The following is a 24112-nucleotide window of genomic DNA, read 5'->3' on the forward strand; positions in this document are numbered from 1 at the left end:
GACAGGTCATAGCGCCGGCCCCGCCCCGCCCCTTAACCCCAGGCGCTCTTCATTTTCTTGAAGAAGCCGCTGGTCTGCGGGCATTCCTTGCCGGTTTCGGTCGCACGAAATTCCTCGAGCAATTCGCGCTGGCGCGAGGTCAGGCTGCTCGGCGTTTCCACCTCGATGCGGATGACCAGGTCACCGCGCCCACGCCCCTGCAGCACCGGCATTCCGGCACCACGCTGCCGCAATTCGCGGCCCGACTGGGTTCCCGCTGGAATCTTGATCGTGTGCTGGACACCGTCTGGTCCCGGGATGGTGATTTCCCCACCCAGCGCCGCAGTAGTGAAACTGATCGGCGCACGCGCAAACAACGTGGTGCCCTCGCGCTGGAACAACGGATGCCGCGCGACGTGCAGGAAGATATAGAGGTCACCCGGAGGGGCACCCCGCATCCCCGCTTCCCCTTCGCCAGTGAGGCGCACGCGCGTGCCCTCATCGACGCCGGGCGGGATGTTGACCGTGCGGGTCTTGGTCTTTTCGACGCGGCCCTCGCCGCGGCAATTGCCACACGGATCGGAAATGGTCTGGCCCGCGCCGTGGCAGGTCGGGCAGGTGCGCTCGACCACAAAGAAACCTTGCTGCGCGCGGACTTTGCCATGGCCATGGCAGGTCGTGCACGACTTCGCCGCCGTACCCTTGGTCGCGCCGGTGCCGTTGCACACGTCGCACACGCCGGTCACATCGATCGTGATGTCGGTGGATTTGCCGTGGAACGCCTCTTCGAGGGTAATTTCCATGTCGTAGCGCAAATCGGCACCACGCCGCGGGCCGCTGGCACCGCCACGCTGCCCGCCCATGAATTCGCCGAAGATATTTTCGAAGATATCCGAAAAGGCGCTAAAATCCTGCGGGCCGCCGCCGCCACCGCCGCCCTGCCTGAACGCGGCATGGCCATAGCGATCATAGGCCGCGCGCTTCTGCGGGTCCTTCAGGCATTCATAGGCTTCGCTGATCGCCTTGAAGCGCGCCTCGGAATCATCGCATCCCGGATTTTTGTCGGGGTGATAGCGCATTGCCAGGCGACGATAGGAGGATTTGAGCGTGCCTTCATCGGCGTCGCGCTCGCATTCCAGCAATTCGTAGAAATCGACTTCAGTGCTCATCTTGCGCCTCTAGGCCCTGTCCCGAGCGGGAGAGGGTTTGGGAGAGGGAATGATGAGGAAGCCGCAGTGCGATCTGCATCGCAGCACGGCCCCTCTCCCCGACCCTCTCCCCACATGTGGGGAGAGGGAGATAGTATTTTACGCCTTGTGATCGTCGACTTCGGAGAATTCCGCGTCGACCACGTCTTCCTTCGGAGCCTCGGCGGCGTCAGCGCTCGGCGACGCTTCGGCCTGGGCCTGCTTTTCGTAGATCGCCTGGCCCAGCTTCATCGCGACCTGCGCGAGCGCGCCTGCCTTCTCCTTCATCGCTTCGGGATCGCCACCTTCAACGGCAGTCTTGGTCGCGGCAATCGCGGCCTCGATCTCGCCCTTCAGCGCGGCGTCGACCTTGTCGCCATTTTCGGCGAGCTGACGCTCGGTGGTGTGAACCAGGCTCTCGGCGTTGTTCTTCGCTTCGGCCGCGTCGCGGCGCTTCTTGTCGTCCTCGGCGAACTGCTCGGCGTCGCGCACCATCTGCTCGATGTCGCGCTCCGACAGGCCACCCGAAGCCTGGATGCGGATCTGCTGCTCCTTGCCGGTACCCTTGTCCTTGGCCGAGACATTGACCAAGCCGTTGGCGTCGATGTCGAAGGTCACTTCGATCTGCGGCACACCGCGGGGTGCGGGCGGAATGCCGACCAGGTCGAACTGGCCGAGCATCTTGTTGTCCGCCGCCATTTCGCGCTCGCCCTGGAACACGCGGATGGTCACAGCCTGCTGGTTGTCGTCTGCGGTCGAATAGGTTTGCGACTTCTTGGTCGGGATCGTGGTGTTGCGATCGATCATGCGGGTGAACACGCCCCCCAACGTCTCGATGCCGAGCGACAACGGCGTCACGTCGAGCAGCAGCACGTCCTTGACGTCGCCCTGCAGCACGCCTGCCTGAATGGCGGCACCCATCGCCACGACCTCGTCCGGGTTGACGCCCGAATGCGGTTCCTTGCCGAAGAAGTCCTTCACCACCTGGCGGACCTTGGGCATGCGCGTCATGCCGCCGACCAGCACCACTTCGCTGATGTCGGACGCCTTGACGCCGGCATCGGCCATCGCCTTGCGGCACGGCTCGAGCGTGCGCTGGATCAGGTCATCGACCAGACGCTCCAGATCGGCGCGCGACACCGACTTGACGAGATGCTTCGGACCCGTCGCATCGGCGGTGATGAAGGGCAGGTTGACCTCGGTCGTCGCAGCCGACGACAGCTCGATCTTCGCCTTTTCTGCCGCTTCCTTCAAACGCTGGAGCGCCAATTTGTCCTTGGTGAGGTCGATGCCTTCGGCCTTCTTGAAGTCGTCCGACAGGAAGTTCAGCAGCTTGTTGTCGAAATCTTCGCCGCCGAGGAAAGTATCGCCATTGGTGGCCTTCACTTCGAACACGCCATCGCCAATCTCGAGGATCGAGATGTCGAAGGTGCCGCCGCCAAGGTCATAGACCGCGATGGTCTTGTTGGTGTCCTTGTCGAGCCCGTAAGCGAGCGCGGCTGCGGTCGGCTCGTTGATGATGCGGAGCACTTCGAGCCCGGCAATCTGCCCGGCGTCCTTGGTTGCCTGGCGCTGCGCGTCGTTAAAGTATGCAGGAACGGTGATGACCGCCTGGGTCACCGTCTCGCCGAGATAGGCTTCCGCGGTTTCCTTCATCTTCTGGAGCGTGAAGGCCGAGATCTGCGAGGGCGAGTATTCCTTGCCGCCGGCACCGACCCATGCGTCGCCATTGTTGCCGCGCACGATCTTGTACGGGACCAGCTCGGTGTCCTTCTTGGTGATGGGATCGTCGAAGCGACGACCGATCAGGCGCTTCACCGCGAAAATGGTGTTTTCAGGGTTGGTCACCGCCTGGCGCTTCGCAGGCTGGCCGACCAGTCGCTCGCCATCCTTGGCGAAGGCGACGATCGACGGCGTGGTGCGCGCGCCTTCGGCGTTTTCGATAACCTTGGGCTTGCCGCCCTCCATCACCGAGACGCAGCTGTTGGTGGTGCCGAGATCGATTCCGATTACTTTTGCCATTGGTCCTCTGGGGCCCCCGTCTGTCAAAAAATTGCCATTCCGCCGCGCCCTTACGATAAGCAACGCGACACTTCACTCCGGCGATATAGGGGGGCTTTCGCTTGTCGCAAGATTTCGCAGCACGTAGAGTGACGCGATAAGTTCCCAAAGCGGGAGAAGGTGGTTGCAGATGCGAAAGATTCTGGTGGCGGCAGCACTGGCCGTGGGTGGGTGCAGCCAGCCGCCGGTGCTGTCGGTCGACAAAGGCTATGTGCGGCTTGCGGCAATCCCCAGCCGTCCCGCCGTCGCATACTTTACCATTCATGGCGGCACCGCAGACACCACCCTGCTTTCGGTCAGCAGCGATGTGTCGGTGAAGAGCGAACTGCACGAATCCATGATGTCGGGAAACATGGCGACGATGAAGCCGATCGGCGACCTGCCGATCCCCGCCGCCTCGACCACCGTGTTCAAACCCGGCGGCAAGCATGTGATGTTGTTCGACATGAACCCCGGGATCAAGCCGGGCCGCGCGGTCACGCTGACCTTCACCTTTTCGAACAACCAGCGCGTCCTGTACGACGCACCGACCATCGCGGCAGGGGCCCCTGCCCCCTCCGAGTGACCGGGCGTGCGCTGACAACAGGCGAGATCTCGCTTGCCCGCGGCGTGTTCGGCGACGCAATCGATTATGCGCCGGTACGGCTCGAGCAACGCAAATGGGCATTTTTCCAGCCGCGCGAAACGGTGATGGCACCGACCGGCACGATCCACTTTCATCCGGAAGGCACCCGCTACCGCGCCGATTTCTCGTGCGGCACCCTTGATGACCAAGGGCTCCTGATCCACGAATTGACGCATATCTGGCAAAGCCAGCAGGGGACTTTCCTGCCGCTGCGCCGCCATCCCTTCTGCCGCTACCATTACGCCATCCGGCCCGGCCTACCGCTGCACCGCTACGGGATCGAGCAGCAGGCCGAAATCGTGCGCCATACCTTCGTGCTGCGCCATGGCGGCTTCGTGCGCGGCGCACTGCCACTCGCTACCTACGAGAGTATTCTGCCGTTTTGAGATAATTGCTCCCTTTTGCGGAATCTGTAATATTGATCCCGGGGGACGACACTATGAAACAAATCGACGATACCCGCATATCGTTAGCAGTAACGCTGCTCGCTCTACCTTCGATTGGCGTATTCTTCCTTAGCGACATGCTGGGATGGATCTTCGCTTGGCAAGGAAAGGTTCCCATCTTAACTGCACTGGACTCCGCAGCAAAGCAAACCGATGCCACGAGCCGCCTGTTCGTAATCGCGGCAGCGTTGGCGGGTTTTGGCCTGTCGTACCTGATTGTGCTGCGTTTTGTCGCGGATCTTCGCGACGAGTTCGGCCCGCAAGTGCGCGGCTGGATTTTACGTTGGTATGGCGGTGGCATCCTGGTGGGCACGCTCTGGGTAGCCGGCGGCTATCTCCTGGTGCCAACCAGCGCCCAGCCCGGAGGTGACCTTTTGGCAAGCGCTCTTGGCTTGTTCGGGTCGATGCAGGGCGTCCCCGATGATACGCTGCTTCTCAAGTTCCAGGCTTTGGCGGTGTGCGATCGAATAGCCTTCATGGTCGCGGCCGGTATTGTGGTGACCGGCGGCATCTCCTCGCTGGTCGAATCCATCAAACCGCTCACGGGAGAAGAAGCGTATGCGTTTCTCCTCCACCAGCGCCTTCGCTTGCGCAGTTATGTCAACGCGGCGGCGGGACTGCTGGTCATTTCGCTCTTGTTCCAGATTGCTTGGATGCGCTGGACGCTCATCGCGGCGACACCAGCCGTTGCGGACGCGATGAGCCATCAGGTCGATGCCTGGGCGGTCTTCACTGGAGTCAGTGGCTCCATCGTGATTGCACTCTTTGCGATACCCGCAGCCACGATTCTGGATGCCCGTGCCACGGGCGCGCCGCAAACGCCGAGCGACGGGAAGACGGCCCCGCTGCTCGACGCGGGCTTGCTTCCCGCCCTCGGCAAAGTATTGGTGGTTCTCGCCCCGACACTGGCCGGTGCATTGCCGACGATACTCGACTTTGCAGGAAAGGCGACCGGACTTTCTCCTAGCTAACCCGCTGACGGGCCGGAATCCGTATCAAAAACAATCCGTGTTCCGCGTGACCTTGCGGCCTTCCGCGCAGCAGTCAGCCTTACGCCGCAATCTCGCTGGCAGCGCGCGGGGCGAGCCCCAGCGTCAGCACGGCGACAGCCCCCCGGCCCGGGCCTTCGCTTTCCAACCGGAGCGTGCCGTGCATTGCCGCCATCGAATTGGCACACCAATGCAGGCCAAGCCCGCCCGATTTGTGCCGCCGGGTGGAAAAGCCGCGCTGGAACAGCGTCGGCGTCGCATCTGCTGCAAAACCCTCGCCATCGTCGCAAATCGCGATTCGCGCGGTGTCGCCTTGCTCCTCGATCGAAACCGAGATCGAACCGCTGGCGGTGCCTTTGGCCGCAATCGCATCGGCGGCGTTGGAGAACAGGTTACCGATCACCTGGCTCAAGATGATGCGGCTGGCGAGCACATAACAGGGCTGGGCCGGAAAGCTGAACGCGATCGAGACGCTACCCGAATAGCGCGCGATGGTCGCGTTCTTGGCGATGATTTCGGTTACGTCGCACGGCTCCACCGCCGGGCGCTCGTGCGCGGCGCTTTGCTGCTCGCCGATGATTTCCAGCACATGGCTCATCGCCTCACGCCCGATCTGGAGTTGGTCGCGGCGGTGCGCGCGATCCGCGCCTTCCGCTTCGATCGCCGCCGAGACGAAGGCGATCAACTTCGCGCGGCGCGGCGCGGGCAGATCGTCCTTGGCCAGTTCCGCCACCGCCCGCTCCAGCACTGCGCGGTCGACCGGGGCCGGTTGCGCCATTCCCTGGCTCAGGATCGTGCTGATCGGATTGAGCGCGTTGCGGACATTGTGCATCACCGCCACCGCGCTCTCGCTCTTGCCCAGAGCGAAGCTCTGCACTTCCAACTGCTCGCGCAGATCCTTCAATTGCTGCAGCATCGCGTTGAAACTCTTGCCAAGCGAGCCGATCTCGTCGCGACGCGCCTCGTCGGGCAACAATCCCAACGTGCCCGAGGACCGCACCATCTGCATATGCCCCTCGACCCGCGCGAGCGGGCGCAGCACCAGCCGGGTGATCATGCGCCGCAGCATCACCAACACGCCCAGCAGCAAAACGATCGCGCCGGTCACCGCGAGCAGCAGCATCCGCTGCCCCAACACCGACACATCGCGCGGCACGGTGAAGGCGGCGCTCGCGACGGCATGCCCGTCCGCGCCCTGAATCGGCACGGCAATGCGCATGGTCGCGTTGGCAGCGACAATCCGGTTGGCGTCGGGCGCATTGGCAAGATCGATCGTGGCGCGCAATTGCAGCACCTCCGACAGCGCCCGCGACGTGATCCGCCGCGCCATCACCACATAGCCGTGCGGATCGCCGGTCCCGTCGCTGCGCCGCACCTTGGCCACGCCGATCGCCGCCAGCTCATCGCCGAGCCGCAGATAATAATGGCCTGAGCTTTTCGCCCCCAGGAACCGTTTGAAATCGGTACGGACCAGCGCCGCCGCAAAGGCATCGCGGCGATCAAGCCGGTCCAGCCCGCGCGCGAGATCGCGCCAGCGCGCGATCACGATCCGCCCGTCATTGCCGATATAGGCCATGCCATCGACATTGAGATTGGCCATCGCCAGCGTCGAAAAACTCTCGCGCTCAAATTCCGGCGTGGGATGCGCCATATAGGTGTAGCTTGCGGTCCAATCGCCATAATCGCGCACCGCATTCTCGACCTTGGTCGCGAAATCGCTCAGCGCGGCATGGGTCCGCTCGACCTGGGCATCGATCGACTTCGCCTCAAGCTGGTTGAAGCTCGGGACAATAACGCTGGCGAGCAGCAAGGTAAGCGCCAGCGAACCGGCGAGGCCGACTGCGGTCAGGATCAGGACGAGCTTGACACCGAGCGAGCCGCGCCCGCGCCATCGTCCGATCCGGCCGCGCGCGGCACGGATCATGCTGCCCGTCATCCGTGCGTCCCGTTACCCAGCTCGGGTATGTCGGCCGCCACGTCGAGCACCCCGGGAACCGCGATGAAGCGCGCCTCGGCAATCTCTTTCGCGCGCTCTTGCACCACCGGACGCGAGAAGAAATAGCCCTGCATATGGCTGCAGCCCGCAACCCGCAGCGCCTGCAACTGGGTTTCGGTCTCGACGCCCTTCGGCAACGACGCCAAGCCCGAGCGCGCGACCGAGGTGGATGATCGAATGGACGATCGCGGCACTCTCGCGCTCGCGGCCCATGCCGTCGATGAAACTGCGGTCGATCTTGAGGCAATCGAGCGCGAATTTGCGGATGTTGTACAGGCTCGAATAGCCCGTTCCGAAGTCATCCAGCGCGATGCGAAAACCCATCTGGCGCAGCTTGTAGAGCGTATCGGCGGCGCGATCGGCATCGTCGAAAATCGCGGTCTCGGTAATCTCGATCTGTACGCGACGCGGATCGATCCCAGCCTGCTGCACGTTCTCGACCAGCCGCCCGACGAAATTGTGGCGACGGAACTGACGCGGTGAAAAGTTCACCGACACATATTGGCCCGGCCACTCGGCCAGCACCTTGAGCGATTCGGCCAGCACCCAATCGCCCAGTTCGTGGATGAGGTTCGATTCCTCGGCGATCGGGATGAACACGGCGGGAGAAATGGGCCCGTGATCCTCGGTATTCCAGCGCAGCAGCGCCTCGAACCCGACCACTTCGAACGCTTCGCGCGCCACGATCGGCTGATAGACTAGGCTCAGTTCGCCCTTGGCAATCGCTTGCGAGAGGCCCCCCCTCGATCGCGCGGCGCAGACGGATGTTCTCGTCCATGCTTTCATCGAACACGCGCACCACGCCGCGCCCGTCCCGCTTGGCGTCGTTGAGCGCCAGGTCCGCTCGGCGCATGAGATCGGTCGGATCGCGCGATTCGCCAGCCTCGGTCACGATCAAGCCGATCGACGCGCCACCCTGCACCGAATTGCCCAGCACCTTGAACGTGCCCGAGCAAGCCTTCAGCACGCGGGTGCAGTCCATTTCGGCGGCCTGGATTCCGGGCGTATCGAACATCAGCCCGAATTCGTCCCCGCCAAGCCGCGCGACCATGCCGCCGGCTGGCACATTGGCCTGCAAGACCGAACAAATCTTGCGAATGAGTTCGTCGCCGGCGAGGTGACCGAGCGTGTCGTTGACCAGCTTGAAGCGATCGAGATCGACCATCGCCACCGCAAAACGCGCGTCGGTCCGCGCACGGTCGGTCAGCGCGCGGCGGAACGCCAGCCGGTTGGGGGCCTCGGTCAGCGAATCATGATTCGCCATGTGGATCGCGCGGCTTTCGTTCGCGGCGAGTTCATGGCCCTGCTCCTGCAACTGCACCACTTGCGCGGCGAGCACTTCGCGCGCTTCGGCCAGTTCGCGGTCGCCCTGCCAGCGATGCGCCAGCGCGCTCGCCATTTGCGTCACCTCGGCGACTTCGAACGGCTTGGCGATGTAGAAAATCTTGTCGGCCGGACCCGCCGCCTTGGAGATTTCGACCGGCGAAAAGTCGGAATAGCCGGTCACGATGACGAGATTGATATTGGGATCGAGCGCGCGGATCCGCACCGCAGTTTCCTTGCCGTCGATCCCCGGCGGCATCCGCACGTCGATAAACGCCACCGCAAACGGATCTCCATCGCGGAGCGCCGTCTCAACCGCAGCGACGGCGTCGAGCCCCTGCATACAATGCGTCAGTGCGAAATCGGGCCCGGTCTCGTCCGGCGCGGCAGCATCGTCGTCACCGAACAACTCCGCCGCCATCGCGTCGAGCAGGCCCGTAGCGACCGCGACCGGCGCGAAGCTGCGCCGATAGCTGTCGTGCATGGCCGGTTCGTCATCGACGATCAGAATTCGCATGTAAGCACCGCCAGTCGCAAAATCACCGGGCCTAACAGCCCGCTGCAACGACCTAAGCGGACACGGTTAAAGGCCCGTAAACGACGTTGTCGACTTCAGGCCCCAGCGAGGGCACGCGCGCCCAGTTCGATCGCGCCAAGCGGCCCGGCCATGCCGCCCAGCGCGGCGGGCACGACATAGGCGTCGATCGGCAGCAGCCCGCGCGCCGCCACATAGCCACCCAGGCTCGCTTCCAGTCGAGTGCGGATCATCGGCAGCAAATGCGGGATACCGACGATCACGCCGCCGCCCATCACAATCCGCCGCGGGATGCCGGTCAGCACCAGCGTGTGGCACAATTGCGCGAGCGTATGGGCGACGCCCTCCCATACCGGATCGTCCTCGGCCAGCGTCTCCGCGCCCACGCCGGTACGCGCGCGGATTGCGGTGCCCGAGACCAGCCCCTCGATACAATCACCGTGGAACGAGCAACTCCCGCCCCAACTATCGCCTGCCAGGCGGACCGGCCGGATGTGGCCGAGTTCAGCATGGGTCAGCCCTGCGACCGGGGCGTTGCCCAGCACCAGGCCGACGCCAACCCCGGTGCCGACGGTAATATAGGCGTGGTCGGCAACGTCCTGCGCCGCGCCCCAGCGCCCCTCCCCCAGGGCCGCCCCGTTAACGTCGCTGTCGAAACCGGTCGGCACCAGGCCAATGCTGGCGAGCCGCTTGCCGACATCGGTGTTCGACCAGCCTGGCTTGGTAGTCGCGGTAATCGAGCCGTAATCGGGCGCGGTGTGATCCAGCGAGACGGGTCCGAAACTGGCGATGCCCAGCGCATCGTAGTGCGACCAGCCACGCAGCACGTTTTTCCACCGCGCCGAGCGTTTCCTCGGGCGTGGTGGTGGGGATCTGGACGCGATCACGCACATCATCGGGACCGCTGGCGAGGACGCAAATGCACTTGGTCCCGCCCAGTTCTACTCCGGCAATCAACGGCGCTGTCATTCTACGGTCACCGACTTGGCAAGATTGCGGGGCTGGTCGACATCGGTGCCCTTGGCAACCGCGACGTGATAGGCCAGCAACTGCACCGGCACGGCATAAACCAGCGGCGCGATGAGCGGGTGGACCTTGGGCATTTCGATCGTCGCGATCGTATTTTCGCCGGCCTGCGCGATGCCATCCGCATCCGAAATCAGCACCACCAGCGCGCCGCGCGCTGTGCTTCCTGCATGTTGCTGACGGTCTTGTCGAACAACGGGCCGGAGGGTGCGAGCACGATCAGCGGCACGGTGTCGTCGATCAGGGCGATCGGCCCGTGCTTCATCTCGCCCGAGGCGTAGCCTTCGGCATGGATGTAGCTGATTTCCTTCAGCTTCAGCGCGCCTTCCAGCGCCAGCGGATAATCGGGTCCACGCCCCAGATACAACACGTCGCGCGCCGCCGCGATCTTGGGGGCCATCGCGGCGATTTCCTCGTCATGCGCGATCGCGCGGCTCATCGCCTGCGGCACTTCCTGCAAATGGCCAACGATTTCGCGCTCGGCCTCTGGCGTCAACTGCCCCTTGGCGCGGGCGAGATTGACCGCGAGCGCCGCCATGACGGCGAGCTGACAAGTGAAGGCCTTGGTCGAGGCCACGCCGATTTCCGGCCCGGCATGGGTCGGCAACAACAGATCGACTTCACGCGCCATCGAACTGGTCGGCACGTTGATGATGCCCGCCGTGGTCAGCCCCGCCGCCTTCATGTGGCGCAGCGCCGCCAGCGTATCGGCAGTCTCGCCCGATTGCGAGATGACCACGCCCAGCATGTTGGGGGTGAGCACCGGATCGCGATAGCGGAATTCGGAGGCGACATCGACTTCGACCTGGACGCGCGCGAGCTGCTCGATCCAATATTTGCCGATCATGCCGACATAAGACGCGGTGCCGCACGCGACGATCGCGACGCGCTCGACCGAGCCGAGATCGAACTCCATGTCGGGCAAAGCGACGCGCTCTTCCAGCGGTCGCAAATAGCTGCGCAGCGTCTGCGCGACCACCACCGGCTGCTCGTAAATTTCCTTGAGCATGAAGTGGCGGTGGTTGCCCTTGTCCATCAACTGGCCCGAGGCACCTGAATTGACGATCGGGCGCGTGACGGGATCATTGTTCTTGTCATAGACCTGCACCGCTTCGCGCGTGACGACCGCCCAGTCACCCTCTTCGAGATACGCGATGCGCTGGGTCAGCGGTGCGAGCGCGAGCGCGTCCGAACCGATGAAATTCTCGCCATCGCCGTAACCGACGGTGAGCGGCGCGCCGAGCCGCGCGCCGATCAAGAGATCGGGCTCGGACTTGAACATCACCCCCAGCGCGAACGCACCGTGCAGGCGCGGAAGTACATTGGCCACCGCCTCGCGTGGCTTGAACCCGCGCGACAATTCGCGGTCGATGAGGTGCGCGACGACTTCGGTGTCGGTCTGCGACTTGAACTGCCGCCCCTCGGCGATCAGTTCATCGCGCAGCGGCTTGAAATTCTCGATGATGCCGTTGTGAACCAGCACCACGTCGCCGACGATATGCGGATGGGCATTGTCGACGGTCGGCGCGCCATGCGTCGCCCAGCGGGTGTGGGCGATGCCGCTGTCGCCGGGCAGCGGATCCTTGGCCAGTTCGGCGGCGAGATTGACGAGCTTGCCGGGCGCGCGGCGGCGATCGAATTCGCCGTCGTGCACGGTGCACATGCCCGCAGAATCATAGCCGCGATATTCGAGCCGCTTGAGCCCGTCGAGCAGCCGGTCCGCGACCGCGCCCTTGCCGAGAATCCCTACGATACCGCACATAGTTTCGTCTCTCCGTTGCCCGGACCGGGCTATTTCTTGGTGGCGGCTTTCTTCGCCATCATTGCGTCGCGGAAGCGCTTGCCCCAGCCGGGCCGCGCTTCCTGCTTGCCGCGCGCGAGCGCGAGCGCGTCGGCATCGACATCGCCGGTGATCACCGACCCGGCCCCGACAATCGCGCCCGCGCCGATGGTGACCGGGGCCACCAGCGCCGAGTTAGACCCAATGAACGCGCCCGCGCCGATAACCGTTTTGTATTTGAAAAAGCCATCATAATTGCAGGTGATCGTGCCTGCGCCGATATTGACGCCGGGCCCGACCTCGCATCGCCAAGATAGGTGAGGTGGCTGGCCTTTGCACCCACGCCGAGCACGGCCTTCTTCATTTCGACGAAATTGCCGATCTTGGAATGCTCGCCCAGCACCGCGCCGGGGCGCAACCGCGCGAACGGGCCAACCTCCGCGCCAGCGCCGATCGTCGCCCCTTCGATATGCGAGAAGGCGTGGATCACCACGTCATCGGCGACGGTGACGCCTGGGCCGAACACGACATTGGGCTCGATCACGACATCGCGGCCGAGCACGGTATCATAAGCGAACCATACGGTTTCAGGCGCGATCAGCGTTGCGCCATCGGCCATCGCCTGCGCGCGGCGCGCATTTTGCCAGGACAGTTCGACGCCCGCCAATTCCGCGCGGCTGTTGACCCCGGCGACTTCCGCCGCGCTGGTTTCGATCACCGCGGAGGCGCGGCCGTCAGCGGCGGCGAGCATGACGATATCGGGCAGATAATATTCGCCCGCAGCATTATCATTGCCGACGCGCGCCAGCAGCGCGAACAAATCGGCGCTGCGCACCGCCATCAGCCCGGAATTGCACAGGGTGACCGCGCGCTCGGCGTCGCTCGCATCCTTATATTCGACCATCTTGGCGATCACGCCCTGCTCGTCGGCGATGATCCGGCCATAAGCGGCGGGATCGGCAGGGCGGAAGCCGAGCACCACTACGGCGGGCGCATCGGGCGCGTGGAGCCGCGCGACCATCGCCCGCATCGTCGCCGAGGACACCAAAGGCACATCGCCATAAAGAACCAGCACGTCGCCTTCGAATCCGGCCAAGGCCGCTTCCGCCTGGGCAACCGCGTGGCCCGTGCCGAGTTGCTCGGCCTGCAACGCGGTGACGATGCCGAGCGGTGCGACCGCCGCCTCGACCTGCTCGCGCCCCGCGCCGGTCACGACGACGGTGCGCTGCGGATTCAACGTGGCAACGCTGCCGATCAAATGCAGCAGCATCGGATGCCCGGCGATCGGATGCAGCACTTTGTGCAGATCCGACTTCATGCGCGTGCCCTTGCCGGCGGCAAGGACGACGGCGGCGATGTTCGGTGCGGGTGTGTTAGCCATGCGGACAGCCCTGCCACGACGCTCTTGCCATTTCCAGAGCAACGCTGTCAGGCAATCGTTCATGACACAGAATTCCTTCGCCATCGTCGGTTTCGACCTCGACGGAACCTTGGTCGACAGCAGCGGCGACCTGACCGATGCCGTCAACCACACGCTTGCCTTTGCCGGGCGACCATTACTGACGGTCGAGCAGGTCAAAACGATGGTCGGCGGCGGGGCCAAGCATATGTTGAGCCAGGGACTGGAGGCGACCGGCGGCTGTACGCCGGAAACGTTCCGACCGCTCTACAAGCGGATGCTGGCTTATTATGGCGAGCACCTGTCGGTGCATACACGGCCCTTTCCGGGCGTAGTCGCGGCACTCGATCAGCTCGACGCGATGGGCGTGACGGTCGCGATCGTTACCAACAAGTTCGAAAGTCTGGCGTTGCGGCTGCTCGACGATCTCGGCCTGCGCGAACGGTTTGCGTGCGTCATCGGCGGCGACACGATGGGCCCCGGTCTGTCCAAACCCAACCGCGCCCCGATCGACGAAATGATCCGGCGCTGCGGCGGCGGGACGGCGGCGTTCGTCGGGGATTCGATTTACGACATCATGGCGGCGAGGAATGCCGAAATCCCGGGTATCGCCGTCAGCTTCGGCTTCCTGCTCCACCCGGTCGAGGAGATGGGTGCGGACGCCGTGATCGATTCGTTCGATGCACTGGTGCCGACACTGGAACGCCTGTCAACCTGACGCTGGCCCTGCCCCGCCCTTGCGCCACTTGGTCCACAAGTGCCGCGCCAGCATTGCGGGCGGCATGCGCAGCCAGTGCGAGCGGATGTAAAAGGCCATACGCGTGATCGGCCGCATCGCCCTGCCCCAGCCATCCCGCGCGGTGAGGCGGTACAGGTAAAGCCGGTCGACCGGGGTCAATCGCGCGCCCTCGCCATAGAGCGCCGCCGCCAGCCGCAGCGCCCGCGCCACTTCGTGCGACAGACCATGCTGCGCCGCCCGCCCGGCGAGGCCATCGGCACCAAACTCGGCCACCAGGCAGTGCACGTCCCACAGATTGCGCATACCGCCTGCCAGATCGCCATCGGCGAACAGATGTGCGGCCGCATGGACCAGCATATCATTGGGCGACAGCGCCCATAGGCCAGGCTTCAGCTCCACCGCATCCGCCAACAGCGCGCCTGCATCCGGGGTAATCCGCGCGGTCAGCGGCAGGATGGTGTGGTGGACGTCGATCATCCGGTCACGGTCACGGTGGATGAGCGGGGGCAGTTCGTGCATCCATTGCCGGTAATACGCATCGTCATAGGGATCGGGCTTTACCCATTCCCAGCCGGCCTCCAGCAGCGCCGCCTCGACCGCATCGAGCGCCGCGCGCGGCACGAGGATGTCGAGATCGCCGATCGAGCGCCCCCGCCCCGCTTGCAAGCCCGCCGCGACGAAGGCTGTGCCCTTGAGCAACACCATGCGCACCCCGAGCGGGGCCAGCACACGCCGCGCCACTTCCGCCTCCCACAGGGCCGCCACCCGCCCCTGTTCGGCGGAGGCGCGCGCGTCGGCGAGGATGCGTGCGACCGATGGCGGCACGTCTATGCCATTAAGCCGCCACGCCAGCGTCCCGATCATTTGTTCCGCGCGGCCAATGGCGAGCAAGGCGGTCCACTCATCCGCACCCAGCGCCACCGTGCCGCCCGGATCGCGGAGCGCCTGCGCGAGCAACCAGCCGTCTAGCGCGCGGCCCATGCCGCCTCCACCAGCGCGATCGCGCTGTCGGTATCGGGATAATCGATCGCGCGCGCGGGAACGCCCTGCACCAGCGCGGTCAGCGCATCGAAACCGCGCTCGCCCATCGCGACATAATTGGTCGAGGCCTGGGTAAGACGTACGAACACTTCACTTTGCGCCACATCGCGCGTGGCCGAGTCGTAGCCGAAACTCGGGAACAGGATCAGCGCAGGTCTGGCCGGAGCATCCATCGCCGCCAGCGCCGCCGCATCGGGGACAAGATGGCGGATGGTCCCCTTGGGCGTGCCCTCCAGCATCGGCCCGAGCCGATCGGCCGGGACTTCGGCAGCGACGGTCGCGACGCTGGCGTTCTTGAGGCTGACCAGCCGGGGAAAGGCGTGCAGCAAGCCAGTCGCGGGATCGAGCAAGGCGAACTCGTCGCCCATCAAGCGCCAGCCGCGTAGCGATAGCAACGCCGCCAATGTCGATTTGCCAGCGCCCGACACGCCGGTGAGGACCAGCGCCTTCCCGTCGCGTTCCACCACGGCGGCGTGCAACAGCAAAAAATGGCGCTGGCCCAGCGCCATCTGCAAATTCATCCCCATTTCGGCCGCGAGCAGCCCCTGCGCGAGCGGAAGCGGGGCCGCCTCGGGCAGGATATAATCCCCGCCGATCATCACCGCCGGCCGCACGACTCGCCGCCACGGCCGCGCCGCGAACAGGCGCACGGTGAAATCGGGCACGCCGTCCTCAGGCTTGGGATAAGCGGCATAGAGCGTTTCGAGCTGCGCGATGGGCGCGCGCCAGTCCGAGCCGATGCGAAAGCCGATCGGGCCAATCCGCACCTGGAACACATGCCTCATGCGACCGCGACCAGACCGGTTGCCACGAGTTCTTCCAGCCGCGCGTCCAGGGAACCCTCCTCGGCATCGCCCAGCACATAATCGACCGACAACCGCGCCATCAGATCAGCGCGGGTCATCCCCGCCTCGCCCAATGCCGCGAGGATTTCCGGCACGGGCGACGTCACCAAATGCGTGATGCCCGACGCGCGGTGGAAAACCGCAGTGAAGCTGTCCAGGTGCACGATCTTCAGCGTTTCCGGCCGCGCCATGCGATACACGATATCGCCGCGGGAATCGTTCACGGCGTCAGCCGCGCGGCATTTGCAGCGATGCGAAGCAGGTGAAACCGCTCGTCCCCGATTGCAGCCGCCGGATGTAATTGGTGTAAGCGCGGCTCTGCTCGTAATTGGTCCCGGGCAATTGCCCCCCCGCCAGCGCGGTCTTGACCTCTTCGCCCTTGAACGGCCGCCCCGGCGGCGCGAACGCACCACGCGTGCCAGCAGGCACCACCGTCCCGTCCGCGGCGATATAGCTGCCCGCGCGCCCTGAATCCGGCACCGGAATTTCACAGGTCGAAATCGACGCCGCTGTCGACGCCAGGGCCGGGCGGATCGACACCACCGCCGCCGCGCCGACCGCGCCAAGCATCAGCGCCCGACGGCGCGTCGTGTTCGGAAGTTCAGGCGTATCGTCGTTCATTGCACTAGCCCTTTCACATTCGCAAAACGCTGGCAAGCAAGGCTATCGGGGTTAACGATCTTTAGGCTAAGGCGCAGTGCATGCTCCAAGGTTTCGGCTCTCGAACAATCACGGCCATCGCCATCGTCGTCGTGGCGGCGATCGCGGTGTTTTTGCTCGACTGGGATCTGCAGCCCGCCATCATCACCCTGGTCGGCGGCATCGCGGCCGCGTTGGCGGCAACGGGCACGGGCGACGGCCCGATCGAAATGCTACGCCCCGTCGAAAGCGTCCGCCAGCCCAGCCCGCCCGACGTGCAGGACGTGATTCAGGCGATCGTGCACCCCGTCCTGATCGTGGCGGACGGACGCGTCACCCATGCCAATGCGGTCGCCCTGGCGCTGCTCGGCAAGCATATCGTGGGCGAGGATGTGCGCGTCGCCATCCGCCACCCCGGTGCCGCCGAACGCCTGGCCAGCCCGACCACCGGCGTTCCGCAAGGGCCGATCAATCTGGTCGGGCTGGGCACGAAGGACCAGCACTGGGAAATGCACGTCGCGCGCGCCAGCGGTGGGCAGCGGATTGTCCAACTGGTCGACCAGACCGGCAATTATGCAGCGGAGCGGATGCGCGTCGATTTCGTCGCCAATGCCAGCCATGAGTTGCGGACGCCACTCGCGTCGATCCTCGGTTATATCGAGACGCTGGGGGACGACAAAGCCGGCGAGGATGCGCAGGTCCGGGGCCGCTTCCTCAAGATCATGTTTGACGAAGCGCGCCGCATGCAGCGCCTGGTCGAGGATCTCATTTCGCTCAGCCGAATCGAGGCCGAGAAATATCGCTTGCCAGATCGGGCGGTCGATCTCGGCGCGTTGATCAGCGAGGTTCGCTCCGAACTGCTGGACGCGCAGGACAAGCGCAGCGGTGACATTGTAACCGATATCGATCTTGGCGTCCCGCCGGTCGCGGGCGACCGCGCCCAATTGAGCCAGGTGCTCCACAATCTCATCGGCAACGCCATGAAATATGGGCGACCGGGGTCGCCGATCACCATCAAATTGTGGCGCGATGCGGCGGGCACGGTGCGGATCAGCGTCGCCGACGAAGGCGACGGGATCGCGCCCGAGCATCTTCCGCGCCTGACCGAACGGTTCTACCGCGTCGATCCGGGCCGCAGCCGTGCGGCGGGCGGAACCGGACTTGGCCTGGCGATCGTCAAACATATTATCGAGCGCCATCGCGGTCGCTTCGACGTCACAAGTCTGTTGGGCAAGGGTACGACGGTCACCGTCATGCTGCCCGCCCACGTCCAGACATATCAAGCCACCCCCGCAAGTTCGGATCCGAATGCCGCTGTCATTAAACGGTAACGTCAATGTCACACAGGCAGCAGGTCGTCGTGGTAGCCCGAGTCCGGGGCCGTCCAGTGCCCGAGGGGAGATTCCATGATCAGGAAATGTGCGATACTCGCTCTTGCCACGAGTGCGGCAGCGCTGACACTCACCGGCTGTCAGGATCAGGCGAATGGCGGCGGCGCGGGCTCGCGCGACCACATCACGGTCGTCGGGTCATCGACGGTCTTTCCGTTTACGACGATTGTCGCCGAGCAATTCGTCAACAAGACCCCCGGCACCAAATCTCCCGCGATCGAGTCGACCGGTACGGGTGCAGGCATGAAGCTGTTTTGCGCCGGGATCGGGGCTGCACATCCTGATATCGAGGATGCTTCGCGCCGGATGAAGGCCACTGAATACAACACGTGTAAGGACAATGGCGTCAGCGACATTATCGAGGCGCAGATCGGCCTCGACGGCATCGCCTTCGCCGAATCGAAAGGCGGCCCCAAGCTGCAATTGACGGCGGTCGATATCTATAAAGCGCTCGCCGCATCGCCGATGGGCCAAAAGAACACGGCCAAGACGTGGAAGGACGTCAATCCTTCGCTGCCCGCAGTGCCGATCCAGGTCTATGGGCCGCCCTCGACCAGCGGCACCCGCGACGCGCTGGCCGAACTGATCCTCGCCAAGGGCTGCGACGCGATCAACCCGACGCTGGCCGACCATAAGGACAAAGACCCGGCGGCTTATGCCAAGGGCTGTACCGCGATCCGGGAGGACGGTGCCTATGTCGACGCTGGCGAGAATGACAATCTGATCGTGCAGAAACTGCAATCGAACCCGAATGCGATCGGTATCTTCGGCTATTCCTATCTCGAAGAGAATAAGGACAAGCTGAACGGCGTGCCGATCAACGGGGTCGAGCCGACCTATGAGACGATCGCGCGCGGGGCCTATCCGGGATCGCGTCCATTGTTCCTCTACGTCAAAAAAGCCCATCTCAGCGCGATCAAGGGCCTGCGCGACTTTCTCGCGCTGTATGCCGCTTCGTGGGACCCCAAGGGTTCGCTTGTCGCCAAAGGCTGATCGCAGCCCCCGATGACGTGCGCAAGCGCAGCGCGCAGATCCTGAAGGAAGAGATCCTGCTCGACCCCAAGAAGCTGCTCTAGTCCAAGTCCAACACTCTTATTCGAAGTCGAACCCTCGCTTTGTCCATGCTCGCTCTTTTCCTGGTCATCGCCGGGCTCGGCCTGATCGGCTGGCTGACGGCGCGGTTGCGCGCCGTCAGCTTTCGCCGTGGCAGTACCGCGCGGTTCAGCTCGCTGCCCTCGCACTTCGGCGGCTATGTCGCCTTGTGGACGGTGATCCCCGCTGCCCTGTTTCTCTGTGTCTGGTCGGCGACCTCACCGGCCTTGGTGACCGACCGCGTGTTGCGCGACCCCGCCGCGGCACAATTGCCCCCGCCGGGGTTCAACCGCGCAGCCATCCTGTCGGAGGCGCGCAGTCTCGCTTCGGGCAACAGCTTCGGGGCGTTCAATCCCCTGTCCAAGCAACTCGCGCCCGCTTATGCGGCCGCGCAGACCCGCAATGACTGGATCGGTGCGGCCGTTGCACTGTTGCTGAGCTTTGCGACCGGCGGCTTCGCCTATACCCGCGTCCGCCCCGATTTCCGCGCCCGCACCAAGATCGAACGGGTGATGATGGCCGGGCTGCTCGCGGCTTCACTGATCGCAACCCTCACCACGATCGGCATCGTCGCGTCGCTGCTGTTCGAATCCTGGCGCTTTTTCAATATCGTGCCGATTGGCGATTTTCTGTTCGGGACGCATTGGAGCCCGCAAGTGATCGATCCCGCCGCCCCAGGCAAAACGCTGGGCGCGGTGCCGCTGTTCTGGGGAACGTTTTTTCATCGGCGCGGTGATCGCCATGCTGGTGGCGATACCGTTCGGGCTGATGAGCGCGGTGTACCTCACCCAATATGCGACGCCCGCCGCGCGTCGCTGGATGAAGCCGATCCTGGAGGTGCTCGCGGGCGTTCCGACCGTTGTCTACGGCTATTTCGCGGCGTTGACGGTCGCCCCGGCGGTGCGCGATTTCGCGGTATCAATCGGGATCACCTGGGCCAGTTCGGAAAGCGCGCTCGCCGCCGGGCTGGTGATGGGGGTGATGATCATCCCGTTCGTCTCGTCGATGGCCGACGATTCGCTCGCCGCCGTGCCCGATGCGATGCGCGACGGCAGTCTGGCGATGGGTGCGACGACGTCTGAAACCATCCAGCGGGTATTGCTTCCGGCAGCGTTGCCGGGCGTGGTTGGCGGCGTGCTGCTCGCGGTGAGCCGCGCGGTCGGCGAGACGATGATCGTGGTGATGGCTGCATCGGGCGTTGCCACGCTGACGCTCAATCCGTTTGCCAGCGCCACCACCGTCACCAAGCAGATCGTCGACCTGCTCACCGGCGAGGCCGAGTTCGACAGCCCGAAGACGCTCGCCGCCTTTGCGCTCGGGCTGACGCTGTTCGTCATTACCTTGCTCCTCAACATCGTCGCGCTGACGGTCGTTAAACGGTATCGCGAAGCTTATGAGTGACAGTCCCGTCGCCCAACCCACAAACCCCGCCCGCGACCGCGAGCCGACCGATTGGCGTGCCCCCGCCATGCAACGGCGTATCCGCCGACGATATGGTGCGGAGCAACGCTTTCGGTTGCTCGGCCTCGCTGCGGTAATCCTCTCGGCCGGGTTTCTTGCGGTACTGCTCGTCACCATGGTGATGAACGGTGCGAGCGGCTTCCTGCAAACGCGGATCGCGCTCCCGATCGATTTCCCACGCGCCGGGCTGATGCTCGACCCAAACCGCCTGCACGGTCCGGGTGCCGACCTGGCGCTGGCCGGTGCCGGAATCGAACGCGCGACCGACGACGCCGCAATCGCCGCTTTCGGCAAGAACGGCGACCAGTGGCTATCGGACGGTGCCTGGCTCAGCGTCCGTGAGGCGGTGAAGCGCGACCCCGCCATCCTCCGTGGGCGCAGCATCATTTGGGTGCCGGCCGCCGACACGATCGACGTCGCCGCCAAGCGCCAGGGCGATCCCGCCGCCGAGGCGATCGTCGCGACGTTGCAGGCACGCGGCGCGATTTCGACCGGGTTCAACCTGCCCTTCCTGACCGCCTCCGATTCCAACGACCCGACCCGCGCCGGGATCTGGGGCGCGTTCAAGGGATCGCTGTTCACGATGTTGGTGACGTTGCTGATCGCGTTTCCGATCGGCGTTCTTTCCGCGCTCTATCTCGAAGAATACGCCCCGCGGAACCGCTGGACCGATTTGATCGAGGTATCGATCAACAACCTCGCGGCGGTCCCTTCGATCATCTTCGGGCTGCTCGGGCTGGCGGTGTTTCTCGGCACCTTCGGCATGCCGCGCTCGGCATCGATCGTCGGCGGATTGACGCTGGCGCTGATGACGATGCCGGTGATCGTCATCGCCGGGCGGAATGCGATAAAGGCGGTGCCGCCGTCGATCCGAGATGCTGCGCTGGGCGTCGGCGCAAGCCCGATCCAGGTGGTGTTCCACCATGTCCTGCCCCTTGCGCTGCCCGGCATCCTGACCGGCACGATCATCGGCATGGCGCGCGCACTCGGCGAAACCGCCCCGCTGCTGATGATCGGGATGCGCGCGTTCATCGCCTCGCCCCCGGCGCGGCTGACCGATCCGGCAACCGTGCTGCCGGTGCAGATCTTCCTCTGGTCCGATCAGATCGACCGCGGTTTCGTTGAGAAAACCAGCGCGGCGATCATCGTGCTGCTCGTCTTCCTGCTCGCGATGAATGGCTTCGCGATCTACCTCCGTAACAAATTCGAGACCCGCTGGTGAGCATTCCCAATCAACCGAAAATCTCCGCGCAGCACGTCAACGTGTGGTATGGCGCGAAACAGGCCATTGCCGACGTTTCGCTCACCTTCGGGCAGGACTATGTCACCTCGCTGATTGGCCCGTCCGGCTGCGGCAAATCGACCTTCCTCCGCACGCTCAATCGCATGAACGACACGATCGCCGGGGCGAAGGTCGAAGGGGATATCACCCTCGACGGCGAGAACATCTACTCGCCGGAAATGGACGTGGTGCAACTCCGCGCCCGTGTCGGCATGGTATTTCAGAAACCCAATCCCTTCCCCAAATCGATCTTTGAAAACGTCGCCTACGGCCCGCGCATTCACGGGCTTGCCGCCAACAAGCCGCAACTCGCCGAGATCGTCGAGAAGTCGCTGCGCCGCGCGGGGCTGTGGGAGGAAGTGAAAGATCGCCTGACCGAAAGCGGTACCGCTCTGTCGGGCGGCCAGCAGCAGCGCTTGTGCATCGCGCGCGCGATCGCGGTCGACCCCGAAGTCATCTTGATGGACGAGCCCTGCTCAGCACTCGACCCGATCGCTACCGCCAAGATCGAGGAACTGATCCACGAGCTCAAGGGCCGCTATGCCATCGTGATCGTGACGCATAACATGCAACAGGCGGCGCGCGTGTCGCAGCGCACCGCCTTTTTCCACCTCGGCACGCTCGTCGAATATGGCGCAACCTCGGACATCTTCACCAATCCTCGGCAGGAGCGCACCAAGGATTATATCACCGGCCGCTACGGCTGAACGCAGGACCACGCCCTTGAACGACCATACGGTAAAAGCTTTCGACGAAGATATCGGCCAGTTGCGCGGGCTGATCGCGCAAATGGGCGGGCTGGCGGAGCATGCCATCGCGGCCGCGATGGAAGCACTCCGTCGTCACGATCTGGAAGGCGCGCGTGAGATTGTCGCGGGCGACAAGCGTATCGACGCGCTGCAGATGGAAGTCGAACAGCTCGCGGTGCGGATCATCGCGTTGCGCGCGCCGCTGGCCGATGATCTGCGTGAAGTCGTCGCCGCATTGAAGATCGCAGGCGTGGTCGAACGCATCGGCGATTATGCCAAGAACATCGCCAAGCGCGTTCCCATGATCGAAAGCCACGGCGAGATCGAGCCACTCTCGGTGTTGCCCGCCATGTCCGCGCTGGCGGTGCAGATGGTGCATGATGCGCTCGACGCCTTTGCCGCGCGCGATGCCGAAGCGGCCGTCGAAGTGTGCGATCGCGACCGGCAGGTCGACGATTTCTACAACAGTCTGTTCCGCGTGCTGGTCACGCACATGATGGAAAACCCCAAGACGATCGGTCAGGTCGCGCAATTGCTGTTCATCGCCAAGAATCTCGAACGTGTCGGCGACCATGCCACCAACATTGCCGAGATGATCTATTTCGCCGCAACCGGCACGCACATGGCCGAACGCGACCGCGGCGACATTCCTACCTCGTGACGGAGTAAACGACATGGCCCGGGCCAAAAATGTTGCTGGTGGAAGACGATGCGGCGCTCGCCGAGCTGCTGATCTGGCACTTCAAGCGCGAGGATTTCGAAATCGCGCAGACCCCCGATGGCGAGGAAGCGCTGCTGCTCGCCAAGGAGAATACCCCCCGACATCGTGCTGCTCGACTGGATGGTCGAGGGGCTGTCGGGCATCGAGGTCTGCCGTCGCCTACGGCGCATGCCCGAGACGGCGAACGTGCCGATCATCATGCTGACGGCACGCGGCGAGGAAGAAGACCGGGTGCGCGGGCTGGAGACGGGCGCGGACGATTATGTCACTAAGCCCTTCTCCCCGCGCGAACTGGTCGCGCGCGTCGGCGCGGTGCTGCGGCGCGTGCGCCCGGCACTGGCGGGCGAGCAACTGACCTATTCCGACATCGAGATGGACACGGTCGGCCACAAGGTGCGCCGTTCGGGCGAGGTCATTCCGCTCGGCCCAACCGAATTCCGCCTGCTCAAGCATTTCCTCGAACATCCCGGCTGGGTGTTCTCGCGTGAGCGCTTGCTCGATGCGGTATGGGGCCATGACAGCGACATCGAAAGCCGCACGGTCGACGTCCACATCCGCCGCCTGCGGAAAGCGATCAATCGCGGCGACCGTCCCGACATCATCCGCACCGTACGCTCGGCGGGCTACGCGCTCGATTCGGGAGCGTAAAGAAAATCGGGAGCCATGCGGGGAAATGTGCGTTGGACCGGACGAGCAGCACAGATTGCTGCCCGTTTGCAGGAGACCCCGCATGAAGCTCATGATGTTCGCGGCGCTCGCCGCCGCCGTCGCGACGCCGACTTTGGCCCAGACCGCCCCCGCAGCAG

General features: G+C 64.4%; 15 protein-coding genes and 7 pseudogenes. 11 read left to right on the top strand and 11 right to left on the bottom strand.

Features of this window, described 5'->3' with window-relative positions; all coding sequences use genetic code 11:
• Nucleotides 1-32 precede the first annotated feature (32 nt).
• Complete coding sequence (dnaJ, locus tag NW75_RS05475) at nucleotides 33-1148, bottom strand: molecular chaperone DnaJ (protein ID WP_033964198.1); 1116 nt, start codon at nucleotides 1146-1148, stop codon at nucleotides 33-35.
• A 138-nt stretch (nucleotides 1149-1286) separates the two neighbouring features.
• Nucleotides 1287-3188 carry a molecular chaperone DnaK gene (gene dnaK / locus NW75_RS05480; RefSeq protein ID WP_033964200.1) on the bottom strand — a complete coding sequence of 634 codons (1902 nt, stop codon included), beginning with the start codon at nucleotides 3186-3188 and terminating at the stop codon, nucleotides 1287-1289.
• Between the two features lie 169 nt (nucleotides 3189-3357).
• Between dnaK and NW75_RS05485 the strand changes: the two genes are divergently transcribed.
• The 3 genes from NW75_RS05485 to NW75_RS05495 are packed head-to-tail and all read left to right on the top strand — an operon-like array spanning nucleotide 3358 to nucleotide 5269.
• On the top strand, nucleotides 3358-3792 hold the full coding sequence (locus tag NW75_RS05485; protein WP_033964203.1) for a copper chaperone PCu(A)C: 435 nt from the start codon (nucleotides 3358-3360) through the stop codon (nucleotides 3790-3792).
• A complete protein-coding gene (locus NW75_RS05490) occupies nucleotides 3789-4238 on the top strand; it encodes a hypothetical protein (protein ID WP_033964204.1) in 450 nt (149 codons plus the stop codon). Before NW75_RS05485 ends, NW75_RS05490 begins: the two co-directional genes overlap by 4 nt.
• A 53-nt stretch (nucleotides 4239-4291) precedes the next feature.
• A complete protein-coding gene (locus tag NW75_RS05495) occupies nucleotides 4292-5269 on the top strand; it encodes a hypothetical protein (RefSeq protein ID WP_137902268.1) in 978 nt (325 codons plus the stop codon).
• A 79-nt stretch (nucleotides 5270-5348) separates the two neighbouring features.
• Here NW75_RS05495 and NW75_RS05500 read toward each other — a convergent pair whose 3' ends face one another.
• From NW75_RS05500 to glmU, 5 genes and pseudogenes are all read right to left on the bottom strand, one after another.
• Complete coding sequence (locus NW75_RS05500) at nucleotides 5349-7223, bottom strand: sensor histidine kinase (protein WP_231564977.1); 1875 nt, start codon at nucleotides 7221-7223, stop codon at nucleotides 5349-5351.
• A pseudogene (locus NW75_RS05505) lies at nucleotides 7220-9123 on the bottom strand (EAL domain-containing protein). The gene NW75_RS05500 and the pseudogene NW75_RS05505 overlap by 4 nt, the downstream one beginning before the upstream one ends.
• Nucleotides 9124-9218: 95 nt before the next feature.
• Nucleotides 9219-10110, bottom strand: a pseudogene (locus NW75_RS05510) (ROK family protein).
• Nucleotides 10107-11929: pseudogene (gene glmS, locus NW75_RS05515) on the bottom strand (glutamine--fructose-6-phosphate transaminase (isomerizing)). The pseudogenes NW75_RS05510 and glmS overlap by 4 nt, the downstream one beginning before the upstream one ends.
• Nucleotides 11930-11958: 29 nt before the next feature.
• Nucleotides 11959-13328: pseudogene (glmU, locus tag NW75_RS05520) on the bottom strand (bifunctional UDP-N-acetylglucosamine diphosphorylase/glucosamine-1-phosphate N-acetyltransferase GlmU).
• Nucleotides 13329-13389: 61 nt separating this feature from the next.
• Here glmU and NW75_RS05525 point away from each other — a divergent pair.
• Nucleotides 13390-14064, top strand: coding sequence for an HAD-IA family hydrolase (locus tag NW75_RS05525; RefSeq protein ID WP_033964207.1), 675 nt, complete (start codon nucleotides 13390-13392; stop codon nucleotides 14062-14064).
• Here NW75_RS05525 and NW75_RS05530 read toward each other — a convergent pair.
• From NW75_RS05530 to NW75_RS05545, 4 genes are read right to left on the bottom strand one after another with little or no spacing between them, the layout of a single operon-like run.
• On the bottom strand, nucleotides 14056-15066 hold the full coding sequence (locus NW75_RS05530; protein ID WP_033964209.1) for a nucleotidyltransferase domain-containing protein: 1011 nt from the start codon (nucleotides 15064-15066) through the stop codon (nucleotides 14056-14058). The two genes, NW75_RS05525 and NW75_RS05530, sit on opposite strands and share 9 nt — an antisense overlap.
• Nucleotides 15051-15911, bottom strand: a complete 861-nt coding sequence (locus NW75_RS05535) for an HprK-related kinase A (protein WP_033964210.1) — start codon at nucleotides 15909-15911, stop codon at nucleotides 15051-15053. The genes NW75_RS05530 and NW75_RS05535 overlap by 16 nt, the downstream gene beginning before the upstream one ends.
• Nucleotides 15908-16195 carry an HPr-rel-A system PqqD family peptide chaperone gene (locus tag NW75_RS05540; RefSeq protein WP_231564978.1) on the bottom strand — a complete coding sequence of 96 codons (288 nt, stop codon included), beginning with the start codon at nucleotides 16193-16195 and terminating at the stop codon, nucleotides 15908-15910. Before NW75_RS05540 ends, NW75_RS05535 begins: the two co-directional genes overlap by 4 nt.
• Nucleotides 16196-16199: 4 nt before the next feature.
• Nucleotides 16200-16592 carry a hypothetical protein gene (locus NW75_RS05545; RefSeq protein WP_010403104.1) on the bottom strand — a complete coding sequence of 131 codons (393 nt, stop codon included), beginning with the start codon at nucleotides 16590-16592 and terminating at the stop codon, nucleotides 16200-16202.
• Nucleotides 16593-16672: 80 nt separating this feature from the next.
• Here NW75_RS05545 and NW75_RS05550 point away from each other — a divergent pair, with 80 nt between their 5' ends.
• From NW75_RS05550 to phoB, 7 genes and pseudogenes are all read left to right on the top strand, one after another.
• Entirely contained in the window at nucleotides 16673-17941 is a 1269-nt protein-coding gene (locus tag NW75_RS05550) for an ATP-binding protein (protein ID WP_033964212.1), read from the top strand.
• 75 nt (nucleotides 17942-18016) lie between these two features.
• A pseudogene (locus NW75_RS05555) lies at nucleotides 18017-19077 on the top strand (substrate-binding domain-containing protein).
• Nucleotides 19078-19122: 45 nt separating this feature from the next.
• Nucleotides 19123-20494: pseudogene (gene pstC / locus NW75_RS05560) on the top strand (phosphate ABC transporter permease subunit PstC).
• Entirely contained in the window at nucleotides 20487-21776 is a 1290-nt protein-coding gene (gene pstA / locus NW75_RS05565) for a phosphate ABC transporter permease PstA (protein WP_033964214.1), read from the top strand. Before pstC ends, pstA begins: the two are co-directional and overlap by 8 nt.
• Entirely contained in the window at nucleotides 21773-22543 is a 771-nt protein-coding gene (gene pstB, locus NW75_RS05570; protein WP_033964220.1) for a phosphate ABC transporter ATP-binding protein PstB, read from the top strand. Before pstA ends, pstB begins: the two co-directional genes overlap by 4 nt.
• A 16-nt stretch (nucleotides 22544-22559) precedes the next feature.
• On the top strand, nucleotides 22560-23246 hold the full coding sequence (phoU, locus tag NW75_RS05575; RefSeq protein ID WP_033964222.1) for a phosphate signaling complex protein PhoU: 687 nt from the start codon (nucleotides 22560-22562) through the stop codon (nucleotides 23244-23246).
• A 29-nt stretch (nucleotides 23247-23275) separates the two neighbouring features.
• A pseudogene (gene phoB, locus NW75_RS05580) lies at nucleotides 23276-23954 on the top strand (phosphate regulon transcriptional regulator PhoB).
• Nucleotides 23955-24112: the final 158 nt, after the last annotated feature.

The organism is Sphingomonas sp. Ant H11, from assembly GCF_000797515.1.
Taxonomy (GTDB): Bacteria; Pseudomonadota; Alphaproteobacteria; order Sphingomonadales; family Sphingomonadaceae; genus Sphingomonas.

Excerpts from the sequence above, each read along its gene's own strand:
- dnaJ (WP_033964198.1), bottom strand. The coding sequence starts at position 1,148 with ATGAGCACTGAAGTCGATTTCTACGAATTGCTGGAATGCGAGCGCGAC.
- dnaK (WP_033964200.1), bottom strand. The coding sequence starts at position 3,188 with ATGGCAAAAGTAATCGGAATCGATCTCGGCACCACCAACAGCTGCGTC.
- NW75_RS05485 (WP_033964203.1), top strand. The coding sequence starts at position 3,358 with ATGCGAAAGATTCTGGTGGCGGCAGCACTGGCCGTGGGTGGGTGCAGC.
- NW75_RS05495 (WP_137902268.1), top strand. The coding sequence starts at position 4,292 with ATGAAACAAATCGACGATACCCGCATATCGTTAGCAGTAACGCTGCTC.
- NW75_RS05500 (WP_231564977.1), bottom strand. The coding sequence starts at position 7,223 with ATGACGGGCAGCATGATCCGTGCCGCGCGCGGCCGGATCGGACGATGG.
- NW75_RS05525 (WP_033964207.1), top strand. The coding sequence starts at position 13,390 with ATGACACAGAATTCCTTCGCCATCGTCGGTTTCGACCTCGACGGAACC.
- NW75_RS05530 (WP_033964209.1), bottom strand. The coding sequence starts at position 15,066 with ATGGGCCGCGCGCTAGACGGCTGGTTGCTCGCGCAGGCGCTCCGCGAT.
- NW75_RS05535 (WP_033964210.1), bottom strand. The coding sequence starts at position 15,911 with ATGAGGCATGTGTTCCAGGTGCGGATTGGCCCGATCGGCTTTCGCATC.
- NW75_RS05545 (WP_010403104.1), bottom strand. The coding sequence starts at position 16,592 with ATGAACGACGATACGCCTGAACTTCCGAACACGACGCGCCGTCGGGCG.
- NW75_RS05550 (WP_033964212.1), top strand. The coding sequence starts at position 16,673 with ATGCTCCAAGGTTTCGGCTCTCGAACAATCACGGCCATCGCCATCGTC.
- pstA (WP_033964214.1), top strand. The coding sequence starts at position 20,487 with ATGAGTGACAGTCCCGTCGCCCAACCCACAAACCCCGCCCGCGACCGC.